17 protein-coding genes and 4 pseudogenes are annotated in these 19326 nt (G+C 59.6%); 12 read left to right on the plus strand and 9 right to left on the minus strand.

Annotated features, from left to right (window positions below; translation table 11 throughout):
• Positions 1–312: 312 nt before the first annotated feature.
• Positions 313–769, minus strand: a pseudogene (locus BN1800_RS40445) (ISL3 family transposase); the annotation flags it as partial.
• A 1728-nt stretch (positions 770–2497) separates the two neighbouring features.
• Between BN1800_RS40445 and BN1800_RS43970 the strand changes: the two are divergent.
• From BN1800_RS43970 to BN1800_RS20995, 6 genes and pseudogenes are all read left to right on the plus strand, one after another.
• A complete protein-coding gene (locus BN1800_RS43970) occupies positions 2498–3079 on the plus strand; it encodes a DUF5801 repeats-in-toxin domain-containing protein (RefSeq protein WP_425299053.1) in 582 nt (193 codons plus the stop codon).
• 104 nt (positions 3080–3183) lie between these two features.
• Positions 3184–4530: a hypothetical protein gene (locus BN1800_RS42545; protein WP_244564582.1), complete on the plus strand. Its 1347-nt coding sequence runs from the start codon at positions 3184–3186 to the stop codon at positions 4528–4530.
• 81 nt (positions 4531–4611) lie between these two features.
• Positions 4612–6336, plus strand: coding sequence for a type I secretion system permease/ATPase (locus tag BN1800_RS20980; protein WP_087000836.1), 1725 nt, complete (start codon positions 4612–4614; stop codon positions 6334–6336).
• Between the two features lie 20 nt (positions 6337–6356).
• Positions 6357–7691 (plus strand): HlyD family type I secretion periplasmic adaptor subunit, encoded by a 1335-nt coding sequence (locus tag BN1800_RS20985; protein ID WP_087000735.1) that lies wholly within the window; start codon positions 6357–6359, stop codon positions 7689–7691.
• Positions 7692–7965 (plus strand): annotated as a pseudogene (locus tag BN1800_RS20990) (transposase); the annotation flags it as partial.
• Between the two features lie 187 nt (positions 7966–8152).
• Positions 8153–8962, plus strand: a complete 810-nt coding sequence (locus BN1800_RS20995) for a class I SAM-dependent methyltransferase (protein WP_087000737.1) — start codon at positions 8153–8155, stop codon at positions 8960–8962.
• Positions 8963–9314: 352 nt separating this feature from the next.
• On the opposite strand, the gene BN1800_RS21000 is transcribed toward BN1800_RS20995, so the two are convergent.
• Together BN1800_RS21000 and BN1800_RS21005 are read right to left on the minus strand one after the other, a co-directional pair.
• Positions 9315–9926 (minus strand): TetR/AcrR family transcriptional regulator, encoded by a 612-nt coding sequence (locus BN1800_RS21000; protein WP_087000739.1) that lies wholly within the window; start codon positions 9924–9926, stop codon positions 9315–9317.
• Between the two features lie 92 nt (positions 9927–10018).
• Positions 10019–10405, minus strand: coding sequence for a hypothetical protein (locus BN1800_RS21005; RefSeq protein WP_087000740.1), 387 nt, complete (start codon positions 10403–10405; stop codon positions 10019–10021).
• 144 nt (positions 10406–10549) lie between these two features.
• Between BN1800_RS21005 and BN1800_RS42550 the strand changes: the two are divergent.
• Positions 10550–10711 (plus strand): annotated as a pseudogene (locus tag BN1800_RS42550) (recombinase family protein); the annotation flags it as partial.
• Between the two features lie 113 nt (positions 10712–10824).
• Here BN1800_RS42550 and BN1800_RS21015 read toward each other — a convergent pair.
• The 3 genes from BN1800_RS21015 to BN1800_RS42555 all read right to left on the minus strand — a co-directional run bounded on the left by BN1800_RS21015 (position 10825) and on the right by BN1800_RS42555 (position 12093).
• Positions 10825–11343 carry an RES family NAD+ phosphorylase gene (locus BN1800_RS21015; RefSeq protein WP_087000742.1) on the minus strand — a complete coding sequence of 173 codons (519 nt, stop codon included), beginning with the start codon at positions 11341–11343 and terminating at the stop codon, positions 10825–10827.
• The gene (locus tag BN1800_RS21020) at positions 11340–11729 is read right to left on the minus strand and encodes an antitoxin Xre/MbcA/ParS toxin-binding domain-containing protein (protein ID WP_087000744.1); all 390 of its coding nucleotides are present in this window, start codon (positions 11727–11729) and stop codon (positions 11340–11342) included. Before BN1800_RS21020 ends, BN1800_RS21015 begins: the two co-directional genes overlap by 4 nt.
• A 220-nt stretch (positions 11730–11949) precedes the next feature.
• Positions 11950–12093, minus strand: coding sequence for a hypothetical protein (locus tag BN1800_RS42555; protein WP_244564588.1), 144 nt, complete (start codon positions 12091–12093; stop codon positions 11950–11952).
• Here BN1800_RS42555 and BN1800_RS43975 point away from each other — a divergent pair.
• Positions 12037–12156, plus strand: a complete 120-nt coding sequence (locus BN1800_RS43975) for a zincin-like metallopeptidase domain-containing protein (protein WP_425299054.1) — start codon at positions 12037–12039, stop codon at positions 12154–12156. The two genes, BN1800_RS42555 and BN1800_RS43975, sit on opposite strands and share 57 nt — an antisense overlap.
• 377 nt (positions 12157–12533) lie before the next feature.
• Positions 12534–13526 (plus strand): magnesium transporter CorA family protein, encoded by a 993-nt coding sequence (locus BN1800_RS21025; RefSeq protein WP_087000746.1) that lies wholly within the window; start codon positions 12534–12536, stop codon positions 13524–13526.
• A 789-nt stretch (positions 13527–14315) separates the two neighbouring features.
• On the opposite strand, the gene BN1800_RS21035 is transcribed toward BN1800_RS21025, so the two are convergent.
• Together BN1800_RS21035 and BN1800_RS21040 are read right to left on the minus strand one after the other, a co-directional pair.
• Positions 14316–14906 (minus strand): type II toxin-antitoxin system VapC family toxin, encoded by a 591-nt coding sequence (locus tag BN1800_RS21035; protein ID WP_087000748.1) that lies wholly within the window; start codon positions 14904–14906, stop codon positions 14316–14318.
• Complete coding sequence (locus BN1800_RS21040) at positions 14896–15192, minus strand: hypothetical protein (protein ID WP_087000750.1); 297 nt, start codon at positions 15190–15192, stop codon at positions 14896–14898. Before BN1800_RS21040 ends, BN1800_RS21035 begins: the two co-directional genes overlap by 11 nt.
• 120 nt (positions 15193–15312) lie before the next feature.
• Between BN1800_RS21040 and BN1800_RS21050 the strand changes: the two are divergent.
• The 3 genes and pseudogenes from BN1800_RS21050 to BN1800_RS21055 form a co-directional block, all read left to right on the plus strand.
• Positions 15313–15621 (plus strand): annotated as a pseudogene (locus tag BN1800_RS21050) (aspartate-alanine antiporter-like transporter); the annotation flags it as partial.
• A 71-nt stretch (positions 15622–15692) separates the two neighbouring features.
• Positions 15693–15809 carry a hypothetical protein gene (locus BN1800_RS43980; protein ID WP_425299051.1) on the plus strand — a complete coding sequence of 39 codons (117 nt, stop codon included), beginning with the start codon at positions 15693–15695 and terminating at the stop codon, positions 15807–15809.
• Positions 15810–15867: 58 nt separating this feature from the next.
• Positions 15868–16872: a DUF4424 domain-containing protein gene (locus tag BN1800_RS21055; protein ID WP_087000754.1), complete on the plus strand. Its 1005-nt coding sequence runs from the start codon at positions 15868–15870 to the stop codon at positions 16870–16872.
• A gap of 512 nt (positions 16873–17384) precedes the next feature.
• Here the strand turns inward: BN1800_RS21055 and BN1800_RS21060 are convergent.
• A complete protein-coding gene (locus BN1800_RS21060) occupies positions 17385–19307 on the minus strand; it encodes a BTAD domain-containing putative transcriptional regulator (protein WP_087000756.1) in 1923 nt (640 codons plus the stop codon).
• Positions 19308–19326 lie beyond the last annotated feature (19 nt).

Below are 19326 nucleotides of genomic sequence, written 5' to 3' on the forward strand. Positions count from 1 at the left end.
TTTATTTGCAACGATCAATTTGCCGGCGTGAGATGGGCAATGGTCGCTTTGTGGCGGCCGAACGCTGGTGCGGCTGACGGCCGGCGCCAGTGCCGCCAATTTCGGCAAATCGCGCAGGGCAGATGCCGCGAAGGGACGGTCCGCACGCTCTACGAGGCCTCTGAACATGAAAGGGGCATGGATAGACGGTAGGCAGGTCATGAAAAATATGGCAAGTGCGACTTCCTGCACTTCGCATCGAAGCCTACCGAGCGTGCTGTTTCCTGTCGGCGGCGACCGGAGCAAAATCAGCCCGCCTGCCCCCGGCACGGTCTTCTGGGGCGTCGACAAGAGAGCAGCATTCCGCTGGACTTGTCTAAGGATGGTGTCGTCGCTGATCGACATCCCGAGCCGTTGCATCAAGCGTTCGCCGGCTCGCCCGCCCGTATTATGGCCAAGCAGTCCGACTGTTTCGGCGACCTACTTGTGCGGCAGGCATATGGGGAGGCAATCGCTGGGATCCGGTCATTAAACGTTTTCCGTTTGCACTGCCGATGTGTGCAACGCCAGCGGCTCAACTGGAGCTTCACCGTCACGGCATTACCTTGGATCGGCTGGTCTTGAAGCCTGCGGTACGACCAGCCGTGCCGATTTCTACTCCGGCATCGACAATCAGGGCATATGCCTGACATTGGCCCGTAGGCAGACACAACCCAATGCCTTTGTCGGTAATTACTACGCTCTGCACTCTAATACCCGGACCGAGCGACCATTTCGATTTCGTTCGCATGCCAGCTCATACCGGTATCATCGCTAAGGATCTGTTAACCACACAAATTGAGGAAGACCCGAATTTAAGTGCCCAGACATCGACGGAACGTCCGCATTCTCAAAATGCCACGCGACACTTCTTCCTATAGTAACCGGAAGACCTCTTCTTAGTTTAACTACCGCAACGCAAAATTGATGTATTTTCATTCTTAAACAAATGCAAACTCTCGCTATATGATTACTATAACTTAACTTTGTAGCTCTAAGTGGCTACGTGCATTGCAAATGTGTTCGTACTATAAACAAAGTGTAGGCGAAATAAAATCGCGCATGGGCGAGAGGTCTGGCCATATCTTCATGGATTGCTGTTGCATTTTCTAACTTCCTCTTGCACGTGAGGAATTAACCTTCGACGTTGTTATTATGGCAACCTCTAGGTACGGCCATTCACCTATTACCTTCCAACTGAGAATGAACCAGCGGTCCCAATCGGCGAGACGATCGTAGTCCGTCGAGAGCCGCAAGTTCAATGCGCAAGGGTAGACCCGGGCGGGCGCGTTTGGCCTGGCGCCTGGATCCCTCCCCTTGTCGCGATTTAAACCGAGGGAGAATCTCCATGGCACTCGACATCACGACCCAAGACATCATCATCGACGAGACCACCGGTCTTACCGACGACGATATTGACCCGTCCGGTTCGCCGCACAATAGCAATACCACGCTGCAATATCTGTTAAGTCTTGACAGTACCGGCGGCCTAACCTCACCGGAGATCGCCTTCCAGGCCAACTTCGTGGTGGCCTCGGCGAGTGCAGGGGAAACCATCACCTCGGTCGTTCTCTCCCAGAACCTCAGTGGAACCCCGTTTTCCACCACCGTCGGCGTGAACAGCGGCATTCAGACGGTCGATGGCAACTGGGTCTGGCTGTTTAAAAGTGCAGACCCGCTCCATCCAAACGTCGTGATCGGCGTCATCGGTACTTCTGATCCGCTCGCCGAGCCCGCTGAGACCGGGCCGCTCGCCTTCTCGTTTGCGCTGATCAACACCACCAACACCAATGCGGACCTGTACACGGTCCAGTACGTGCCGTTGCTCCATCCGGACGCCACCGACGCGGACGACCGCATCGATCTGTCCAGCAAGGTCTTCGCCTCGGTCACGGGCACCAGCGTAGCTAATTTCTCAGGCCAGAACGCCGCTTCCGGCAATCATGATTTCTACCTGATCAATTCGCCCGATGATGCATCCAAGCAGCTTCTGGTGATAGGTTTGAACGGTGGCACCGCCAACGTCAGTACACAGGGCTTCGGCGTCAACAGCCAGAGCATCGATCCGAGCGAAACGCTGCAGGTCGATTTTGTGACCGGCGGCAACCTGAACGCAGGTAGTGCCTCGCAAATCCAGTACGGCAGCCATCTCGAGACCATCACGCAGGCTGGGTTCACGATCAACCAGATCACGCCATCCAATCCGGAAGCGCGGGTGGACATCAGTATCGGCGCCTTTAACAATACGGGCAACGACCAAGGCTCGGACTTCTTTGACGGCACCGCCACGAGCGCCGTTGACATCGTTAGCCTCAAGTTGACGGGTCAATCAGGGTTTGCTGCCACCATCACCACCGATGGCACCTATGTCACGGCAGGCGGAAGCGTCACCGTCACCGGCCTGAGCGGGAGCGGCAACATCGTCACCATCACCGGGCTCGATAACGTAACCACCGTCGATATCACCACCAGCAGCCCAATGGATCGGCTGCAGGTTACGGGGGTCGATGCGAACGAAGGGCTCGACATCACCGAGTTCCATTTCTCGACGACGAACACCAACGCCTACAGCGAGGAGGTAGGCTCATTCATTAATTTTGACGATGACGGCCCGACGATTGCCACCACCGGCGTAGAACCGACGCTGACTGTCGACGAGACGGTTCTTGGGACCAACGACACGCAGAGCTTTGCGGCCAACTTCAGCTCCGCCTTCGGCGCCGACGGAGCCGGCACGCTGACCTACGCACTTGGCGTGACGGCGGCAGGCCCAACCGGCATCGTCGACACGGCGACCGGTGAGGCGGTCGTCCTCTCGGTCAATGGCGGCGTCGTTGAAGGCCGCACCGCCAGCACCAACACCCTCGTGTTCACCGTCGCCGTCAACGCCGCCGGCAGCGTCACCCTCGATCAGATCCGGGCGGTGGTCCATGCCGACGCCAACAATCCCGACGACAGCACGACCCTGGCTGCGGACAACCTGATCCAGCTCACCGCGACCATCACCGACAAGGACGGCGATCAACAATCGGNAGCACGACCCTGGCTGCGGACAACCTGATCCAGCTCACCGCGACCATCACCGACAAGGACGGCGATCAACAATCGGCCTTCCTTGACATCGGCAAGAACCTCAACTTCAAGGACGACGGCCCGACGATTGCGGTGCCGTTTGACGGTGATCCCGGTGCCGCAGGTATCCAGCACGAGACTCTGGCTAACGTGCTCAACGCGTCGGCCACCGGAGCCTTCGGGTACGATATCGGCGCGGATGCCCACGCGGCCGCGTTCTATACGGGCGGCGGTTCTGACTTTGTCGACCAGAATGGTGCACTTGCCGGCGTGCAGATCGGACTCACCGGCACGATCACCGGTGGCGGAGGAGGCAACGTCCTTACCTCGAATGTGACGCTTGCGTCGGAGAGTCTCACCTCCGCGACATTCAACTTCACCTTCACTTACGACAAGGACCCGGCAGCAGGCGTCCAGGCGGGCACGGCGGGCGGCACGCTCGTCTTCGACAAGGTTGCCGACACTTATACCATCAACCTGACCGATCCGCTCGAAGGCTTCAGCTTCGACGTTATCCACACCAGTGAGCTCTTGTCCAAGGAGCCCACGAGCAACACGGGTCACCCGCAGATCGTGGTGGAACGGTTGCAGGCGGATGACGCGAACACGCCGGATGACGAAGACTTCTACGTGCAGTTCACGGGCAACGCGATCAACAGAGCCAACCCGTTCCGCCTGACGGGCAACGGCGAGGGGTCATCCGCTGACGCCACGTTCACCGTGGGTGGTCACGAGATGGTGAGTAACAACAATGAAACATGGGTGTCTGCGACGCAGAGCACCAACGGTGTCGCCGGTGACACGATCCAGAAAGATGAACTGCTCACGTTGCGGTTCTTCAACAGCAACGTCGGTATTCAGACCGAGGCTGTCACCCCGACAGCGACCGCCGGCACCATGGCCATTAAGTTCGACGGCATCGGCAACAGCGAGGACCTGATGCTGATCCTCGACCTGATCGACAAGAACGGTGCCGACAACATCGCCGGCACCGCGGACGACAACTCCACGGTCACGCGGGCTGTGTACGTGTCAAACGCCGACATCTTCAAGGCGGGTCAGGTCCCGGCCGCCTACAGCAGCGAGTTCACGCTCGACAACAACGACGGCCTCGTGATCATCGAGCAGAACGACTACAACGCAGCCGGCGAAGACTACGTGTTACAGGGTGCGCAGATCATGCAGTCGGGCAACGGGATCACCGGCAACAACACCGCGATCGACCTGATCAGGACGACCGGCGCTGGCGGCGGCAGCAATGCGACCACCAATCTGGTGAACTTCGACGCCGCCGACAACGACGTGCTGAAGATCACGGACATCGGCTTCACCTCGACGGTGACCGAGACGCCGGAAGCCCAGCTCGCCTTCGCCTTCCAGGTGGAGGACGCGGACGCGGATCAGACAGCGATGCAGCACATACTCGTTGACGTCGCCTAACACTTGACCAACGGGGGCAGCTGGCGCTGCCCCCGTACTGCCATTGCACGAGGTGTCATGTCGGATACCAGAGATTAAATGATGAAAACCAACGAACAGGCCCCTGCTCTTCAGGTAGTGATGAAGGAGGCCGGACGCGCCATCTGGCCACTTATCTGGTTCAGCGGTGGCATCAACGTGCTGATGCTGACCGGTGCGCTTTATATGCTCCAAGTCTATCACCGCGTGTTGTCCAGCCACAGCGTGGAAACATTGGTGATGCTTTCGCTGATGGCGGCAGGGGCGCTTGCGACAATGGCGGGTCTGGAGGTGGTGCGCGGGCGTCTTCTGGCAACCGTCGGATCCTGGATGAACGCGCGGTTGGCACCCGTTCTCCTGACCGCCTCGGTAGAATATGCCGCTTCAGCGCCTGGCCAAGTCAATGCCCGTCCGCTGCGCGACCTTGATCAAGTACGGAATTTCTTCACCAGCCCCAGCATCTTCCCGATCCTTGACGCGCCTTGGGCGCCACTGTTTTTCGCCGCCATATTTTTCATGCACCCTTGGCTGGGTTGGTTGGCGCTGGGCGGCGGGATCGTCCTATTTGCGTTGGCATTGCTGAACGAATGGCTCACACGCAAGCCGTTGACCGAGGCAGCAAGCGCACAGTCGCGGGCATACGGCCAGGCCGAGGCGGCGATCCGCAACGCCGAGGTCATTCAGGCAATGGGGATGTTGAAGCCACTGCTGGAGGGTTGGAAGGCGCATCAGGACGAGGCAAACAGAGGACAAGTGCTTGCTGCCAACCGTGGCGGCGTCATCGCGGCGATCGCGCGTTGTCACCGGCTGGCCCTGCAAATGGGCATTCTGGGCCTTGGGGCTTATCTCGTACTTCGCAACGAGGCTTCACCGGGAATCATGATCTCCGCCTCAATCCTGATGGGTCGGGCTTTGTCCCCGGTCGAGCAGGCGATCGGCACATGGAAGGCCACGGTGGGAGCGCGTGCCGCTTACCGGCGTCTCACCGCAGTTGCCGGTAAGCACCCGGAGGCCACGCCGGTTCTGCCACTACCGCGACCGAAAGGTAAGTTTGAGGCCGACAACATTGTCCTTGCCCGACAGGGAGGCGAGCACATCCTGAAAGGGATCAGCTTTCGCCTTGAGCCGGGTGAAGCAATGGCGTTGATCGGCCAGAGCGCGGCTGGCAAGACGAGTCTGGCGCGAATATTGGCCGGTGCCTGGCGTCCATCCGGAGGGCGTGCGTTGCTGGACGGCATGGACGTTGCCCAATGGGCGGCGGAGGACCGTGGTCATTATGTCGGTTACTTGCCGCAGGATATCGAGCTCTTCGCCGGTACCGTTGCCGAAAACATCTGCCGCTTCGCCGAGCTCAGCCCAGTGATCTTCGACAAGGTTGTCAAGGCTGCGCAGCTGGCGGGGGTTCATGACCTCATCAAAGGGCTGCCGAAGGGCTACCTCACCGAGATCGGCGAATCCGGCGCGGTGCTGTCAGGAGGACAGCGCCAGCGCATTGGGCTCGCGCGAGCACTCTACGGCGACCCGGCCCTCATTATCCTCGACGAGCCTAATTCTAACCTCGACCGCGAAGGTGAGGACGCATTGATCGCAGCTCTCATCGCGGTCAAGGCGGCTGGCACGACCGTTATCCTGGTCGCGCACCGACCGAACATCATGGAGACAGTTGACAAGATATTGGTCCTCAACCGGGGCCAACAAGACCTCTTCGGTCCACGTGACTATGTCTTCAATGAACTCGCCTCGCGAATCCGCAAGGTAACTCAGATGCCAACGATAGTGGCGAACTAAGCAAGGAAACGGAAACAGCCATGAAGGATATGAAGGTCGTTCCGTTGCCCGTTTCGCCACCCGCCGCCCCAGTTCCCCTGCGTCTCACAGGTGTGACGCTCACCGGCTTCGCGATCATGTTCCTGTTTTTCGGCATGGCCGGGGGTTGGGCGACGATTGCGCCGTTGGAAAGCGCCGCAGTGGCACCGGGCGTCATCAAGGTTGCCGGCGACCGCAAGCTCATCCAGCACCTCGAGGGCGGCATCATAGCAGAGTTGAACGCCGCCAACGGTGATATCGTCAGGGCGGGTGAAATCCTCGTCCAGCTCGACAACACACAGGCGACGGCGAAGCTTGATCTGATCCACAATCGGATAGCAACGCGTGAGGCGCTGGCCGCTCGTCTGCGGGCTGAGCGGGATGGCAAGGTCGAGATCGAATTTGATCTGGGGCTGCTCGCAAACCCCGCTAAAGCCGCAAGGGACGCGGTGGCCTCACAGCGTGACGTGTTCGCAGCAAAGCACCACAACTTAAAGGACGAGCGGGAAATCCTCAACCAGCGCCGTCGCCAGACCGAGGAAGAGATAACGGGACTGGAGGAGCTTATCATCACCGAGGACAAGCAGATTGAGGCGATCGAGAGTGAAACCAAAGACCTTGAAAGTCTCCTCAAGCGCGGGCTAGTCACCCGCGAGCGGAACCTGATGCTCAGGCGGCAACAGCGGGAGATCGAGGGGGAGCGCGCGACCAACGTCGCGGCGATCGCTCGTGCCAGAAGCGCCATGGCCGAGATTGACATGCAAATCCTGAACCTCAACACGGTGCGGCTGAACGAGGCGGTCCAGGAATTGAGCAAGGTCGAGGCGGAGTTGTTTGACCTTAGACAGGAAGAGCGTGCCGCCAAGGACGTGCTTGCCCGTACCAACGTCGTTGCACCAGTCGACAGCATCGTCATGGACCTGAAGGTCCACACGACGGGCGGTGTCGTGAAACCCGGTGAGACACTGATGACAGTCGTGCCCCTCGGACAGCAACTCGTGGTCGAGGCCATGGTCAGGCCAGAGGACGTCGAGACGATCGCCCCTGGACAGCGCGCACGCGTCAGTTTCCCGGCCTTTGCCCGCTACAATCTCCCTCCACTCGACGGCGTCGTGGAGATCGTGTCGGCTGACCGGATGGTGGAGGAGCGCACCGGGGCACCCTATTTCGCCGCGACCGTGTTGATCGATAAGAGCGAACTCGCCAAGCTGGAGGGCCGTAAGCTGCTGCCCGGCATGTCGAGCGAGGCGATGATCCGGACGGGTGCTCGCACCGTGCTTTCTTATCTGGCTGAGCCTATCACACAGAATCTCCGCCGAGCGCTGCGCGAAAAATAGTTTCGCGGTATATTTCGTAGCCGAGCCTCCAAGAAACTCGAAGAATGGATCGATGATGCCATAATTTCTGGGCTTGGCCCGTTTTGCTCGCGTTCTTCGTCGAGATATCGACGCCGTCTGCAACGCCATCGACCTGCCCTGGAGCAATGTTCAGGCGGAAGGTCAGATCAACCGCCTGAAAATGATTAAACGTGCAATGCATGGCAGGGCAGGCCCTGAACTTCTTAGAGCAAGGATGATGCCGATCAAAATGGCCGATCTCCATACAAAGTGAGGAAGACCCCGTTTAAGTGCCAAACGACAAGTGGAGGCAGGAACGTTCTTCGGCCACATCGCTTATGCGAGCCTCACGGCGCGAAAGCCGCTGTAGGGTGTTCACTCGGAGGGGCGCAGCCACCGACTTGGATAAACACGGAAAAGCTCGTGATGACTGAATGGCAACGTCATAAGGGGACACAATCATGACCCTGCTCGGCTCCGCGATGAACCAGCCAACGTTCCCGGAACTGTACGAGCGCTGGCTCGTAAACCCTCTCTTTCGGCCGTGGGCCGAAATCACCCTCGAAGAAGTGGGCCTGTCTCCGGGCGATCGTGTGCTCGACATTGCTTGTGGAACCGGAATAGTCGCCCGCATTGCGAGGGAGCGGCTCGGTGACGGCGGATACGTCGTCGGCGTCGACATCAGTTCGGATATGCTTGCCGTCGCGCGCGCCGTGGCCCCGGGCATCGACTGGCGCGAGGGCAATGCCAGCGCCCTGCCGCTCCATGACCGCGAGCAGTTCGACGTCGTCGCCTGCCAACAAGGATTGCAGTTCGTTTCCGACAAGCCCGCGGCGGCCGCGCAGATGCGGCGTGCGCTGGCAACGGGCGGCAGATTGGCGGTAGCCACTTGGCGTTCCGACGACGAAATCCCGTTCTTTCAGGATCTGCGCCGCATCGCGGAGCGCCATTTGGGCGCCATCGCGGATTTGCGGCACAGCTTTGGAGAGGCAGCGCCGCTTGAGGCGCTGCTCCAAGACGCCGGCTTCCACGACGTCCGGTCGAGGGCGATAACACGCACCATCCATTTCCAGGAGGGCGCACCCCTCCTGCGATTGAACACGATGGCACTGGTCGGCATGAGCTCCGTCGGCAAGGAAATGGACGATGAGGAGCGCAAGCGCGTCGTGGAGGAGATCGTGGGTGAGAGTTCAACCGTGCTCCAGCCCTACACCGATGGATCTGGGCTCGCTTTCGAGCTCAGCACCAATCTGGCAACGGCCAAAGGCTGAAACGAGCGCTTGGATGGCTTCTGCGTGGGACAAATCCGGCGACGGCAGGTTTCTCCATATGAAACCGCCGTTCGCGGACACCCGGTGAAGGACAATTATGGGTTTTAGTTTGTCGTTTCAAACCGGAAATTGTCATACGTCCGGGCGACCACGACCGTGAAAGGCATGGTCGCCTTCCAATGAAGAACCATTACCGTGCCAGGTTCCGCGCTCCAATTTGCGCGGCGGGCTACGAGATACTCCTCCCCTGCCGGTGTGAAGCCGTTAAGTCAAATCCGCGCCCCGGATTTTCAGCTTAGCGCGCCAATTGAAATCGGAAAGTAAAAAGCCACAAGAGGGGGTGACCAGCACATCAGATCAATGAGCGACTGACTGCATTGCTGCCGTCCGGCACCCGAACGGAGCGCATGCAGAAGTCGAGCATTGCGTTCAGTGACGCCGGATTTCGCGTGAGGCGGCTGCGCAGGGCCGCACCCTCCCAGCAATCGACAATACGGTTAGCCATCTGCAGCACATCGACATCGCCGGGGATGTGCCCACCGATCCTGGCCTCTTCCAGGCAAACCCCGAGACGTTCGCCGATCGTCGAGAAGCATGCTTCAATCTTCTGGCGGAACACTTCGTTCACACCGGACAACTCCTGACCCAGGCCACCCAGGAGACAGCCCATGTAGCCTTCTTCCTGGTATTTCTGTGCGGTCATCTCAAAGAAGCGCCGCACCCGGGCAATCGGAGGTAGGTCGGGATCCCGAAGGCATTCGTCTAGCGCTGCATGGACCTGTGCCATGTAGGCATCGACGACCTGCAGCGCGAAGTCCTCCTTGTCCTTGAAGTGGTGGTAGAACGAGCCCTTCGGCAGTTGTGTCTCCGTGAGCAGGGCCTGGAGGCCGAGATCGTTGTAGCCGTGCTCCAGGAGCAGGCGGAGACCGGCATCGATCAGTCGTTGCTTCGTGGAATGCGTCACGGTTGAATCGCGGGCCTCGTACTAGGATGGATGGCGGCGCCATCCGCCCGGGGCGCCCGGAATTTGAACCTACTCCGGGCACCGGTGGCGGTCTAGCCCAGCGTCTTCCTGATCATGTGATCGATCACGTGGCTATGCTCGTGCTGAGGGCTGAACATGATGATCTCCGCGTCGTCCTCGACCTTCACATTGTGACCAGGCGGCCAGTAGAACAGATCGTTGGTGCCGACCGTCTCCTGTCTGCCTTCCCTGTCGGTCGTAGTGATCCTGCCGCGCAGCACGAAGCCCCAATGGGGACAGTTGCAGACGTTTCCTTCAAGCCCCTCAAAAAGCGGGGTCGTGTCAACGCCCGCTGAAAGTGTGAAGTATTCGCCGCTGATCTTGTCGTAGCCGCTGACATCTCCGAAATCGAGACGTTGGCGCACCACCGCGCCGGGGATTTCCATCCTAACGTCCACGTCGTCCTTGGCAACTCGCATAGTCGTCCTCCCTTTCGCTCCAGTAGAAGTGCCGGTGCGCTTGCCCGATCGGCAGTCTTCCCTCCGCGAACGGTGATCGTTCGGGCTCTAGACCGATCGGTCTAATCGCAGACTACGCTCTTGTTTTCCGGTGTCAAGCACGGAGCTTTAATCGCGATCGCCGATCCTGACCTATCGCTTCGGGACATTGCTGCCCAATTGGACCAGATGCATGAGCGTCCGCCGCGTGGTGGTCGTAAATGGCAACTGTCTTCTGTCAGGGCACTGTTTGACGAGGCCCGTCGCTTCGGGCTCGTTCGATCTTGAGAGCCTGGCTGATGAGCCGACCGAGCTGCCTGTAGCTTGTCAGTCCGTGGCTTCAACAAAGTGGCCCTTCGATTGTGAAATTCGATTGGACGCACCTAGAGCATCCCGTCGCCTCAGCGCCAGGACAGCTGGTCCTTCGGTAGCCGACCGCTCGGATCGACCACCGTTACCTTGTGCGGAAGCTCCGCGCCCCAGTCCCAGAGCACGAGGTTCTTGTCATCGCCCTCAGCCCCGGGCGCAAAGCTCGGAACAAGAATACCTGAAACGCCTTGAGGTCGCATGTGATCGTAAATCGCCCACGACGCCGGCCGATCTCCAATACTGAGAGCCGTAGCCCATGCGCAGGCCATATCCTCTAATGCGACGGAGAATTCTCCCCTTCCCTCTTCTACCGTCAGATCTACGATGTGGTCGCAGTCGACCTCGTAGGAGCAGAGGACACATGGATCGATCCGATGGGCAAACCCTTGGTTGGCCTCCTTCACAGCCGTCATGATGCTCAGGCCCAGATAGAGTGCTGGCGCACCCTTGGGATTGAAACGTGCACCCCTGATCGCCGCGCCATCACCGGAGACCGGCTTGAACGCCCAACGAGGATCATGCGCCCGATAGCAGGTTCCGACGAACCTCAAGCAAAACCGCCGAGGGCCATATGATCGAGGTATTCGCGAACAGCAGCTGCCTTGCCGTCTTTCACGAGCGATTCGGCGGTGCGCCCGCCGAATGCCGGAAGCGGCTGGGCCCGATACCAGGCCATAGCCTGCTCTTTACCGCCCGCCCAATCTATAACGCGGCTGATGATCTCGAGCATTTCACGCAAACGACCTTGCGTTTTGGCCGTGCCGCTGCGCTCCACCCGATAGAGCGTCTCCCGTGCAAGTCCTGCGGTTTCTGCGAGCTGCGTCTTGGACATGCCGAACCCGTCCACGAGCCGATCGACTATGATCCTGCCAGACTTATCCATATACGATAGAACCAGCGGTCCATTCTGCATTGCAATCTTCATTGCCTCGGCCATCGCTAATCACCTCGCCACATCCGATGCCATATATTTCGTACAAAATATATGGCATCTCCGCGTGCAATGCAATCTCCGACCATTGCCGGCGGAGCATCTGCTTCTGAAAAGCATGCTTGAAAGATTATCTCCATCTGATTTCGAGCAAAAGATGACTTCAATCAGTAGCGCCAAATCCGACGCAGCAAAAGCTATAGCGCGGCGATCAGGATGCGACGTCTCATCCTGATCGCCGCGACCTTCCGGCCAGCGTCGCCTCGATCCGGCCCGAGTTCGGAGCGGCGTGATCGCCGAGCTCTTGAGCGCGATGATTTGCGCCGATCTCGACCTCGGCGTCGAGCTGAGAGCGGACCACGCCCGCCATATCCTTTCCTGGTTCAAGGTATTGACGGACGACCCTCGCGCCATATTCACCGCCGCGAGCTAGGCACAGCAGGCGGCTGACTGGATGCATGCGCAGCCGCCGCAAGCCAAGCAGATGCCGGCGTGATCAGCACTATCTCCAACGGCGTAAGTTTCAAAAAAAGGGGCCGCGCCGTCGGATATTGGGAAAGCATGGGATCAATAGCCACCGCACCGAGTAGTGCTGTGACAGACAAAGCGTCGGGCGCCCGGAGAACCGGCTTGACTTCATGTCAAGCCAGGAGCATTCGGGCATCGATGACATTGATAAAACTGTCATCGATTCAAAGGAAAACCAGATGAACCCCGACGGTCGAAGTTCGACGTCATCACGACCGCTGCTCCCGTAACCCATCTCCTGGTAAAGGCTCCGGAGAGGCCGGCGGTCTTTCAGGAGAGCCCATGCTGCGCACCTACTGGCACCACGCCGATCACCTGGCACTGGAGTCGCCCATTCCCGGTCCGGGAACAGTCTCCGCTCCGATCTGGCACGACCTGCTCAATCCAACCCCCGATGAGGACAGGTCGGTCGAGCGACAATTGGGTATTGCCATTCCGACGCGCGAGGAGATGGAGGACATCGAGCTGTCAGCCCGCCTCTACCAGGAGAGCGGTGCGGAGTTCATGACGATGACCGCGCTCACCGGTCTCGACGGCGACGAACCTGTAAAAACACCAATAACCTTCATCCTGAAGGGATCGACCTTGGTGACCGTGCGATATGCAGAACCGAAGCCGTTCGACGTATTTCTGTCGCGAGCACAGCGCACGAATGGCACCGGCGTTCCCTGTGTCAATGGCGAGATGTTGATGACTGGGCTGATCGAGGCGCTAATCGACCGTCTGGCTGACTCGCTTGAGCGGCTTGGCAACGAGATCGATGCGGTCTCGCGCGAAGTCTTCCGCTCGAAGGTTTCGAACGTGACAAAGAAGACGCAAGACTTGCGGTCGCTGATCGAACAGATCGGCCGGAAGGCCGATTTCCTGACGGCGATACGTGAGAGCCTGATCAGCATCTCTCGGCTCGTCGCCTATCATGCGGCGCTGGAGAGCCCGGAAAGTCGGCCGTCCAAGGAGATCCGGCAGCGTATCAAGCTACTGCAGCGGGATGCTACCTCGCTGGGAGACCATGCCAACTTCCTATCGGGAAAGATCAATTTCCTGCTCGATGCGACGCTCGGGCTCATCAATCTAGAGCAGAACCAGATCATCAAGATTTTCTCGGTGGCGGCCGTGGTGTTCCTACCGCCGACCCTGGTCGCCTCGATCTACGGCATGAACTTCGACGTCATGCCCGAGTTGAAGTGGTATTTCGGCTATCCCTTCGTCATCCTTCTGATGGTCCTGTCCGCCGTGATGCCCTACCTCTACTTCAAGAGGCGAGGATGGCTCTGAAAGAGGCCAAGCGATCTCTGCATTGATTCCAACAGTCTTGGTGCCCACGCCGATTTCTTCATAGAAGGACAAAACGAACTCAAACGCGGCCCCTGTCCCCGTGATGCGCTCGACCGTGTCAACAGATTAGTGTGCATGGTTCCAAGGATTGAAGATACTAACGCCGGTCGGCCCCAAAGTCAGCGGGGTTACGCGTCACGACCTCACGCGGCGACACGCCGGTCGGCCGCCTCTCCCGCATTCGCCGCGAAAACGATGTTGACGCACTGATCGCCGAATCAAGGTCCAACGCGCCGGCCGGCCGGCAGGCCGCGACGCAGGACGAGATTCGTGAGTGGCGCGATGAAGGGCGCCGCTCCTGATGTCCTTTATTCTTGAGAATTTTGGGCAATCCGAACGTCATCGTGACGTTGGTACAACGCGCGATCATCAAAGAAGCTTCAACGAAAACAGCAATTTCAGCTTAATTCTGAACTCTTAGCTTCAAGCGCGAGGGGCCCTGTCGGATATGAGTCAGGGGATGTCTATTTTCATCGGATGTTTGCGGATCGGCGGCTCGACGTAAGCGCCCGGCTCGTTGACATTTCGCGCCAGCAACCTCGAGGGCAATACTTTCGGCAGCAGCCTCCGCTCCCTCTTTCGAATAGAAGTTGCCGCGAACCTGCACGGAGGCGGCGAGCAATCGCATGAACGCGTCAAGCAGCCTTGCCGACGGGGGTGCGGATCTTGCCAGAAACGATCGATGGACTTCGGATCCGTCAGCCCTTCGATAAGGCGAGAGCTCGGCGTTCACGATGATCGCGGCTCAAGCGGAGCTCGATAGACGATGACCCGACCGCTCGGTATGAGCTGTGAGAAGAAATCGAAGTCCCGGACGTTACCAGTCAGCACGCTCGCGCCCAGCTGTCGTGCCTGCAGGAAAACAAGGGCATCATTGACCAAGCGGTGCTCATGTGCAGCACCCTTCGGCAGGTTGCTCAAGCGAAAGAGCAGACCCGCCAACACGCCGGCCTGTCCCCAGATGGCTGCATCTGGGGCATGAAGTCGGTGCTCCGGAATGTCTTCTACGGTCGCCGTGATCGTTTCGAGGACCGCTTTTGTAGAGGCATGCTTTGGATCCAGCCGGCCGAAGGCATGAGTCAGCTCAGACAGGCAGACTGCCGAATGGTGGCATAGGCGATGCGTAAGCAGCGTATCAACCTCCACGGGCGAGCGCCCTTGAAGCACATCCAGATAGACGCTGGTATCTAGAAATAGAGGCCCTCCGATTGCCGGTTCGTCAGCAGCCCAAGGGATATCTTCGTCGCGCCTGCGCTCGAGCGTTCCGACATGCTTCTGGGGCTTTAGTGATCGGAGGGTCTCAGAAAGATCAAACCCCAAGATCGATATCCGTCGGGATGGTGCCCTTGCGGCCCACCAAACGCGCGCCGAAGTCATCTTCAAGAGCCAGCCGGGAAAGCGCCAATTCCAGCAGCTCAGTGTCGGAGGTGACATGGGCGCGCTTCTTCGCCGCCTCGATCAACTCCGAGGACACTCGCCCCGACAAGCGGGTATTCTTCGCCGTGCCAAGGAGACCGACGGCCTTCGCTTGCTCGAGCACGAGCTTATTGCGAGCCAACGCGACCTTTGCTTCTCTTTCCGCAGCAGTTGGTGGTTGGGTACCCATAGGATTCTCCCTTTGTTGAACATAATATGGATTGCGTTGAACTGGAGGGCAAGGTTCAATAGTGGTCGGCGAGTGGGAATCACGAAACGCCAACCGTCCAGATGCAGCGGCTGGGCCCTTGTGCGTCGTACTGATCGCCTCGTCTCGGTCACGATCGGCGGGCTGCCGATCACGCTTTCGGCGGGCGCCGGCGCGCTGTGGCGGGGCCTCCTCTTCGGCTGGTGGCATGCGCGGTATCCTGGCCGGGCTAATGCACCGGTGGCCGCAACGCAGATCATGTGGGATCCACGACTGGCCACCTTCTGCGCGTTGGTCGGCCTCACGGCGGGACCACAGGCCCTCGCCGCGCTCGCGACCGACGGCCCGACGATCCTTGTGGCAGGCGTGGTCGTCACTCTCGTTCCGCCGATAGCCGGCCTCGGCGTCGGCCATTTCCTGCTTGGATCAATCCGGTTGCGCTCGTTGGCGCGCTTGCCGGTGCACACACCCAGGATCCGGCCATGCTCGCGGCGAGTGATCTCGCGGAAAGTCCTGCGCCAGCACTCGGCTTCACGGTGCCTTATGCAATCGGCAATATTCTTTTGACAAATCTCGGGCCGGCCGTAGCGTTAAGTTGAGCTGCATGGCATCGCCCCGACACTGACGACATTCGGAGAATAGAAAGGGTGAGAAAAAATGAAAGCTAACGTCGTCACCGCGCTGATTGCCCCACTTGTCTTCGCCACCATGGTGCCCACTTCCGTCCTTGCCAACGACACCAGCGCCGTCCTCGGCGCCGGCGGCTTGGAACTCACGACGTCCAAAGACATCGTCATGGCGAGCGAAGATCTGTATTTGTCGGCAAGCCAAATCCGGGTGCGCTACGCCTTCCGCAACGAGAGCGATCGGGACATCACGACGCGGGTCGCCTTTCCGCTACCGGAGGTCGATCAGAACGAAGGTTCGGAGATGGTGTTTTTGCCGGCGGAAGACCAGGAGAATTTCGTCGACTTCCACGTGACGGTGGATGGGCGGCCTGTCCAACCAAAACTGGAGCAGAAGGCGGTCACCGGCGAGGGTGCCGATGTGACGGCGGCGATCACAAAGGCTGGCCTGCCGGTCAATGCGCAGCTTCCAGGATGGCAGGAAAAGACACGCGCCTTGCCGCACGATGTCCGGCAACATCTCATCAAGCAAAGGCTCATTGAGGCAGACGATCCCGGCAATCGGTCGGCCGATTTCGACCCTACCTGGAAGCTGCGAGCATCTTTCCACTGGGAGCAGACCTTTCCCGCCGGCAAGACCATCACCGTCGAACATCGCTACAAGCCGATCACTGGCGGTGTTTCCTCCTTCGACGAGAGCCAGTTCAATGATTACAAGAGTTACTGCCTTGACAACCAGGGTAAGGCAGGCGTCCGCCGGCTAATGAAGCAGGCACAAGCGGCTGCGCAGGCAGACCCGCAAAGAAACCCCAATATCGGCGGACCCTCCGAAGTGGAGTATATTCTGACCACCGGGGCCAACTGGAAGGGGCCGATCGGAGACTTCCACCTGACGATCGACAAGGAGAATCCGAACGCAGTTCTGACATTGTGCCTGAGCGGTCTCAAGAAGACCGGCCCGACGGCGTTCGAGCTGAGGCGGATGAATTTCACGCCAAAGGAAGACATCCGCTTTGCGGTTTTTGACTGGCGGTAGCTCGTTTCCGGAACATCACAATTCAGGGATCAAAACGGGCCCGTTGCACTCGCTCCGCGTAACAGGCTCGGAAGTCAGGAGCCGGACGCATGTTGCCTGTTACCGAAGGGCCGAGCTGTCAAATTCAGAAGACAACTGAAGCGCGCAGAAGAGACGTGGAATGAAGCTCGGTAAAGACGAGTGGAAAGTTGACACCCCGGTGGCTATGAATGGGGCGACATTGCGGAGCCGCCGCCCGGATAATACGCGGTGTCGACTCTGTAGGATGCTTTACATAACGCTGGATTTGGAAACCTCTCGCCTGCGACTTTCAAGAGTTCGACCCGGAGACTGGGAAGCCTATTTTCCGATCTTCTCAGCCCCCAGACGTCACGGTTTTCCGATTTGCCGCTCGCGCGTCAACGGGTTGCAGCCGCTCCCGGAAAAGCGGCAACATGGCGTATCCACTCTGTCGGCCTCCTGGGCTTGAATGACCCAGCACAAGGCACTCAGAGTGGGTCGCCGTGGCCTTGTCACACATGCAGACCAGCGAGACTGAGGCCAAGCCGCAGGTATTCACGATCCTCAGGGCGAGCAAGTAGTGCCGAATCCAGAAACCAAGAAGCGAACTCTCGCGCCCCCGCGCTGGCATTGCCGCGCCAAGCCGCCCGTGTCGCCACAACAAAGGCATCCGCGAGGCGACTAGCGTCCTCATGCCGTCCCGCATGCGCGCAACCGACCGCATGCCAAGCGAGATCGCGTGGGCCGTCTGCTCGCGCGAGGTTTGACATCTGCGCCACACTCTCGGCCGGCCGATGGGCAAGAAGTAGAACGCGAGCCCGATAGATGAAACACCATTCCGGCGGGGCCGACATGAGTCGGAGTGCCGACTCCAATGTCTTCAGGCCTGAATCTGCATCGCCGAGGCAAGCCTGCGCGTAGCCCCATCCGGCCAGTATTGTCGGATCATTCGGATTCAGTTGAAGAGCCTGAATATAGTGGCGCTTTGCCCGCGAGAACTCTTGGCGCTGTAAGCAGACGTACGCTAACGCGTAGTGGGCCCTAGGGTCCGTGGGATCGAGATTTATCGCCGTCTCAGCATGGCGCAGCGCCTGATCGAGCTTGGCTGATGACTTCACGCCCACATCGGCGTTAAACGCACGCACGCTCGCGAACGCCAGCCCATTATGCGCCCGCGCGAAGGTCGGGTCGATCTCAAGAGCCTTCTCGAACCAGTGTCGCGCTTGCGCCTGAGCTTCAGGGCTGTCGACTTGATCCACATATCGGTTGCCCCGCACGAAACATTCGTAAGCGCGCAGATCCTGCGCTGGCCGGTGCTGCGCTCGCTCATGCACCAGCATCGTCAGGCGAGCAGTAACTGTTGTCGCTATTGTCGCAGCTAGCTCGTCCTGAATCGTGAACGGATTGTCCGCCGCCCGGTCATAGCGTTCAGCCCAGATTTGACGGCCCGTTTCCCTCTCGACCAACTTCGCCGTTACCCTCAGGCGCGAGCCTAACCGTTGCAGGGCCCCCTCGAGCGCGAATTGGGCATCCTCAGCAGGACTGCTCCGGAAAACCGCAACGTCTCGAAATCGAGCAAGTTCGGTCGCGACTGCCTCACTCAGTCCTGGCGCCGAGCCTGCTGTTCCGGCGTGCGCGTCAACGCCATCAAATGGGGAGACCATGACACCCGGGCGTCCGCCGATTGGCGCCCCGCCTGCGGGCGACTGCGCCCGCCGACCGGAGTCAAGCCGACGGTGAAGTATGCGATCTCGCAGCTTGCAGGTAGCAAGTTCCGGATTCGCGCCGAGCTCGCGCTTCAGGATGGCCGCACAGGCCTCGAACTGGCGCATAGCGAGCGTCCACTGGCTCTGCTCGGCATAGTGGCGCATCAACGCCCGATGGGCTCCCTCGCTGAGAGGATCGAGAGCTAGCAGCTGGTGGGCCAGGTCATAGTCCGACTCCGTTTCGAGCAGATGGTCGATTGCCTGGACGAAAAGGCTGCGGAGCCTCTCGCGTTCTAACTCCAGCCACTCATTGAATGCAGGCGCGTGGATCTCAAGAGCAGCAAGAAGATCGCCCTTGAAGAGCGCTGCCGCCTGCCGCAGCTCGGACGGCACGCGAGAGCGGGCAAGGCGCTCGAACTCCAAAACATCGACAGCAAGGGCGTCAGCCTGCAGGCAGACAGCGTCGCGTTCCGCAGTCAGAAGGGTGCGGTACTCCCCCAGTCCTTTGCGAATATCGGTGAGGGCGTAACGCAGGCTGCCACGAGCCTGCTCCTCTTCACGCTCGCCCCAGAATAGGCCGTAGAGCGCAGCCCGGCCATGACGGCGGCCCGGCGGCAATGCAAGATAGGCAAATAATGCCTGCGCCTTTCGGGTGCCGAAGGTAACGGCTCTGCCTGACTCTGTTCGAACGCTGAACGCGCCCAAGACCTCGATGCTGATAGCCGCCATCCGATTTTTGCGCTCCGCA

This window comes from Rhizobium sullae (genome assembly GCF_900169785.1).
Classification (GTDB): domain Bacteria; phylum Pseudomonadota; class Alphaproteobacteria; order Rhizobiales; family Rhizobiaceae; genus Rhizobium; species Rhizobium sullae.

Coding starts and splice junctions, on each gene's coding strand:
- BN1800_RS20980 (WP_087000836.1), top strand. CDS start 4,612: ATGAAAACCAACGAACAGGCCCCTGCTCTTCAGGTAGTGATGAAGGAG.
- BN1800_RS20985 (WP_087000735.1), top strand. CDS start 6,357: ATGAAGGATATGAAGGTCGTTCCGTTGCCCGTTTCGCCACCCGCCGCC.
- BN1800_RS20995 (WP_087000737.1), top strand. CDS start 8,153: ATGACCCTGCTCGGCTCCGCGATGAACCAGCCAACGTTCCCGGAACTG.
- BN1800_RS21005 (WP_087000740.1), bottom strand. CDS start 10,405: ATGCGAGTTGCCAAGGACGACGTGGACGTTAGGATGGAAATCCCCGGC.
- BN1800_RS21020 (WP_087000744.1), bottom strand. CDS start 11,729: ATGGCCGAGGCAATGAAGATTGCAATGCAGAATGGACCGCTGGTTCTA.
- BN1800_RS43975 (WP_425299054.1), top strand. CDS start 12,037: ATGATTTGCGCCGATCTCGACCTCGGCGTCGAGCTGAGAGCGGACCAC.
- BN1800_RS42555 (WP_244564588.1), bottom strand. CDS start 12,093: ATGGCGGGCGTGGTCCGCTCTCAGCTCGACGCCGAGGTCGAGATCGGC.
- BN1800_RS21025 (WP_087000746.1), top strand. CDS start 12,534: ATGCTGCGCACCTACTGGCACCACGCCGATCACCTGGCACTGGAGTCG.
- BN1800_RS21040 (WP_087000750.1), bottom strand. CDS start 15,192: ATGGGTACCCAACCACCAACTGCTGCGGAAAGAGAAGCAAAGGTCGCG.
- BN1800_RS43980 (WP_425299051.1), top strand. CDS start 15,693: ATGCTCGCGGCGAGTGATCTCGCGGAAAGTCCTGCGCCAGCACTCGGC.
- BN1800_RS21055 (WP_087000754.1), top strand. CDS start 15,868: ATGAAAGCTAACGTCGTCACCGCGCTGATTGCCCCACTTGTCTTCGCC.
- BN1800_RS21060 (WP_087000756.1), bottom strand. CDS start 19,307: ATGGCGGCTATCAGCATCGAGGTCTTGGGCGCGTTCAGCGTTCGAACA.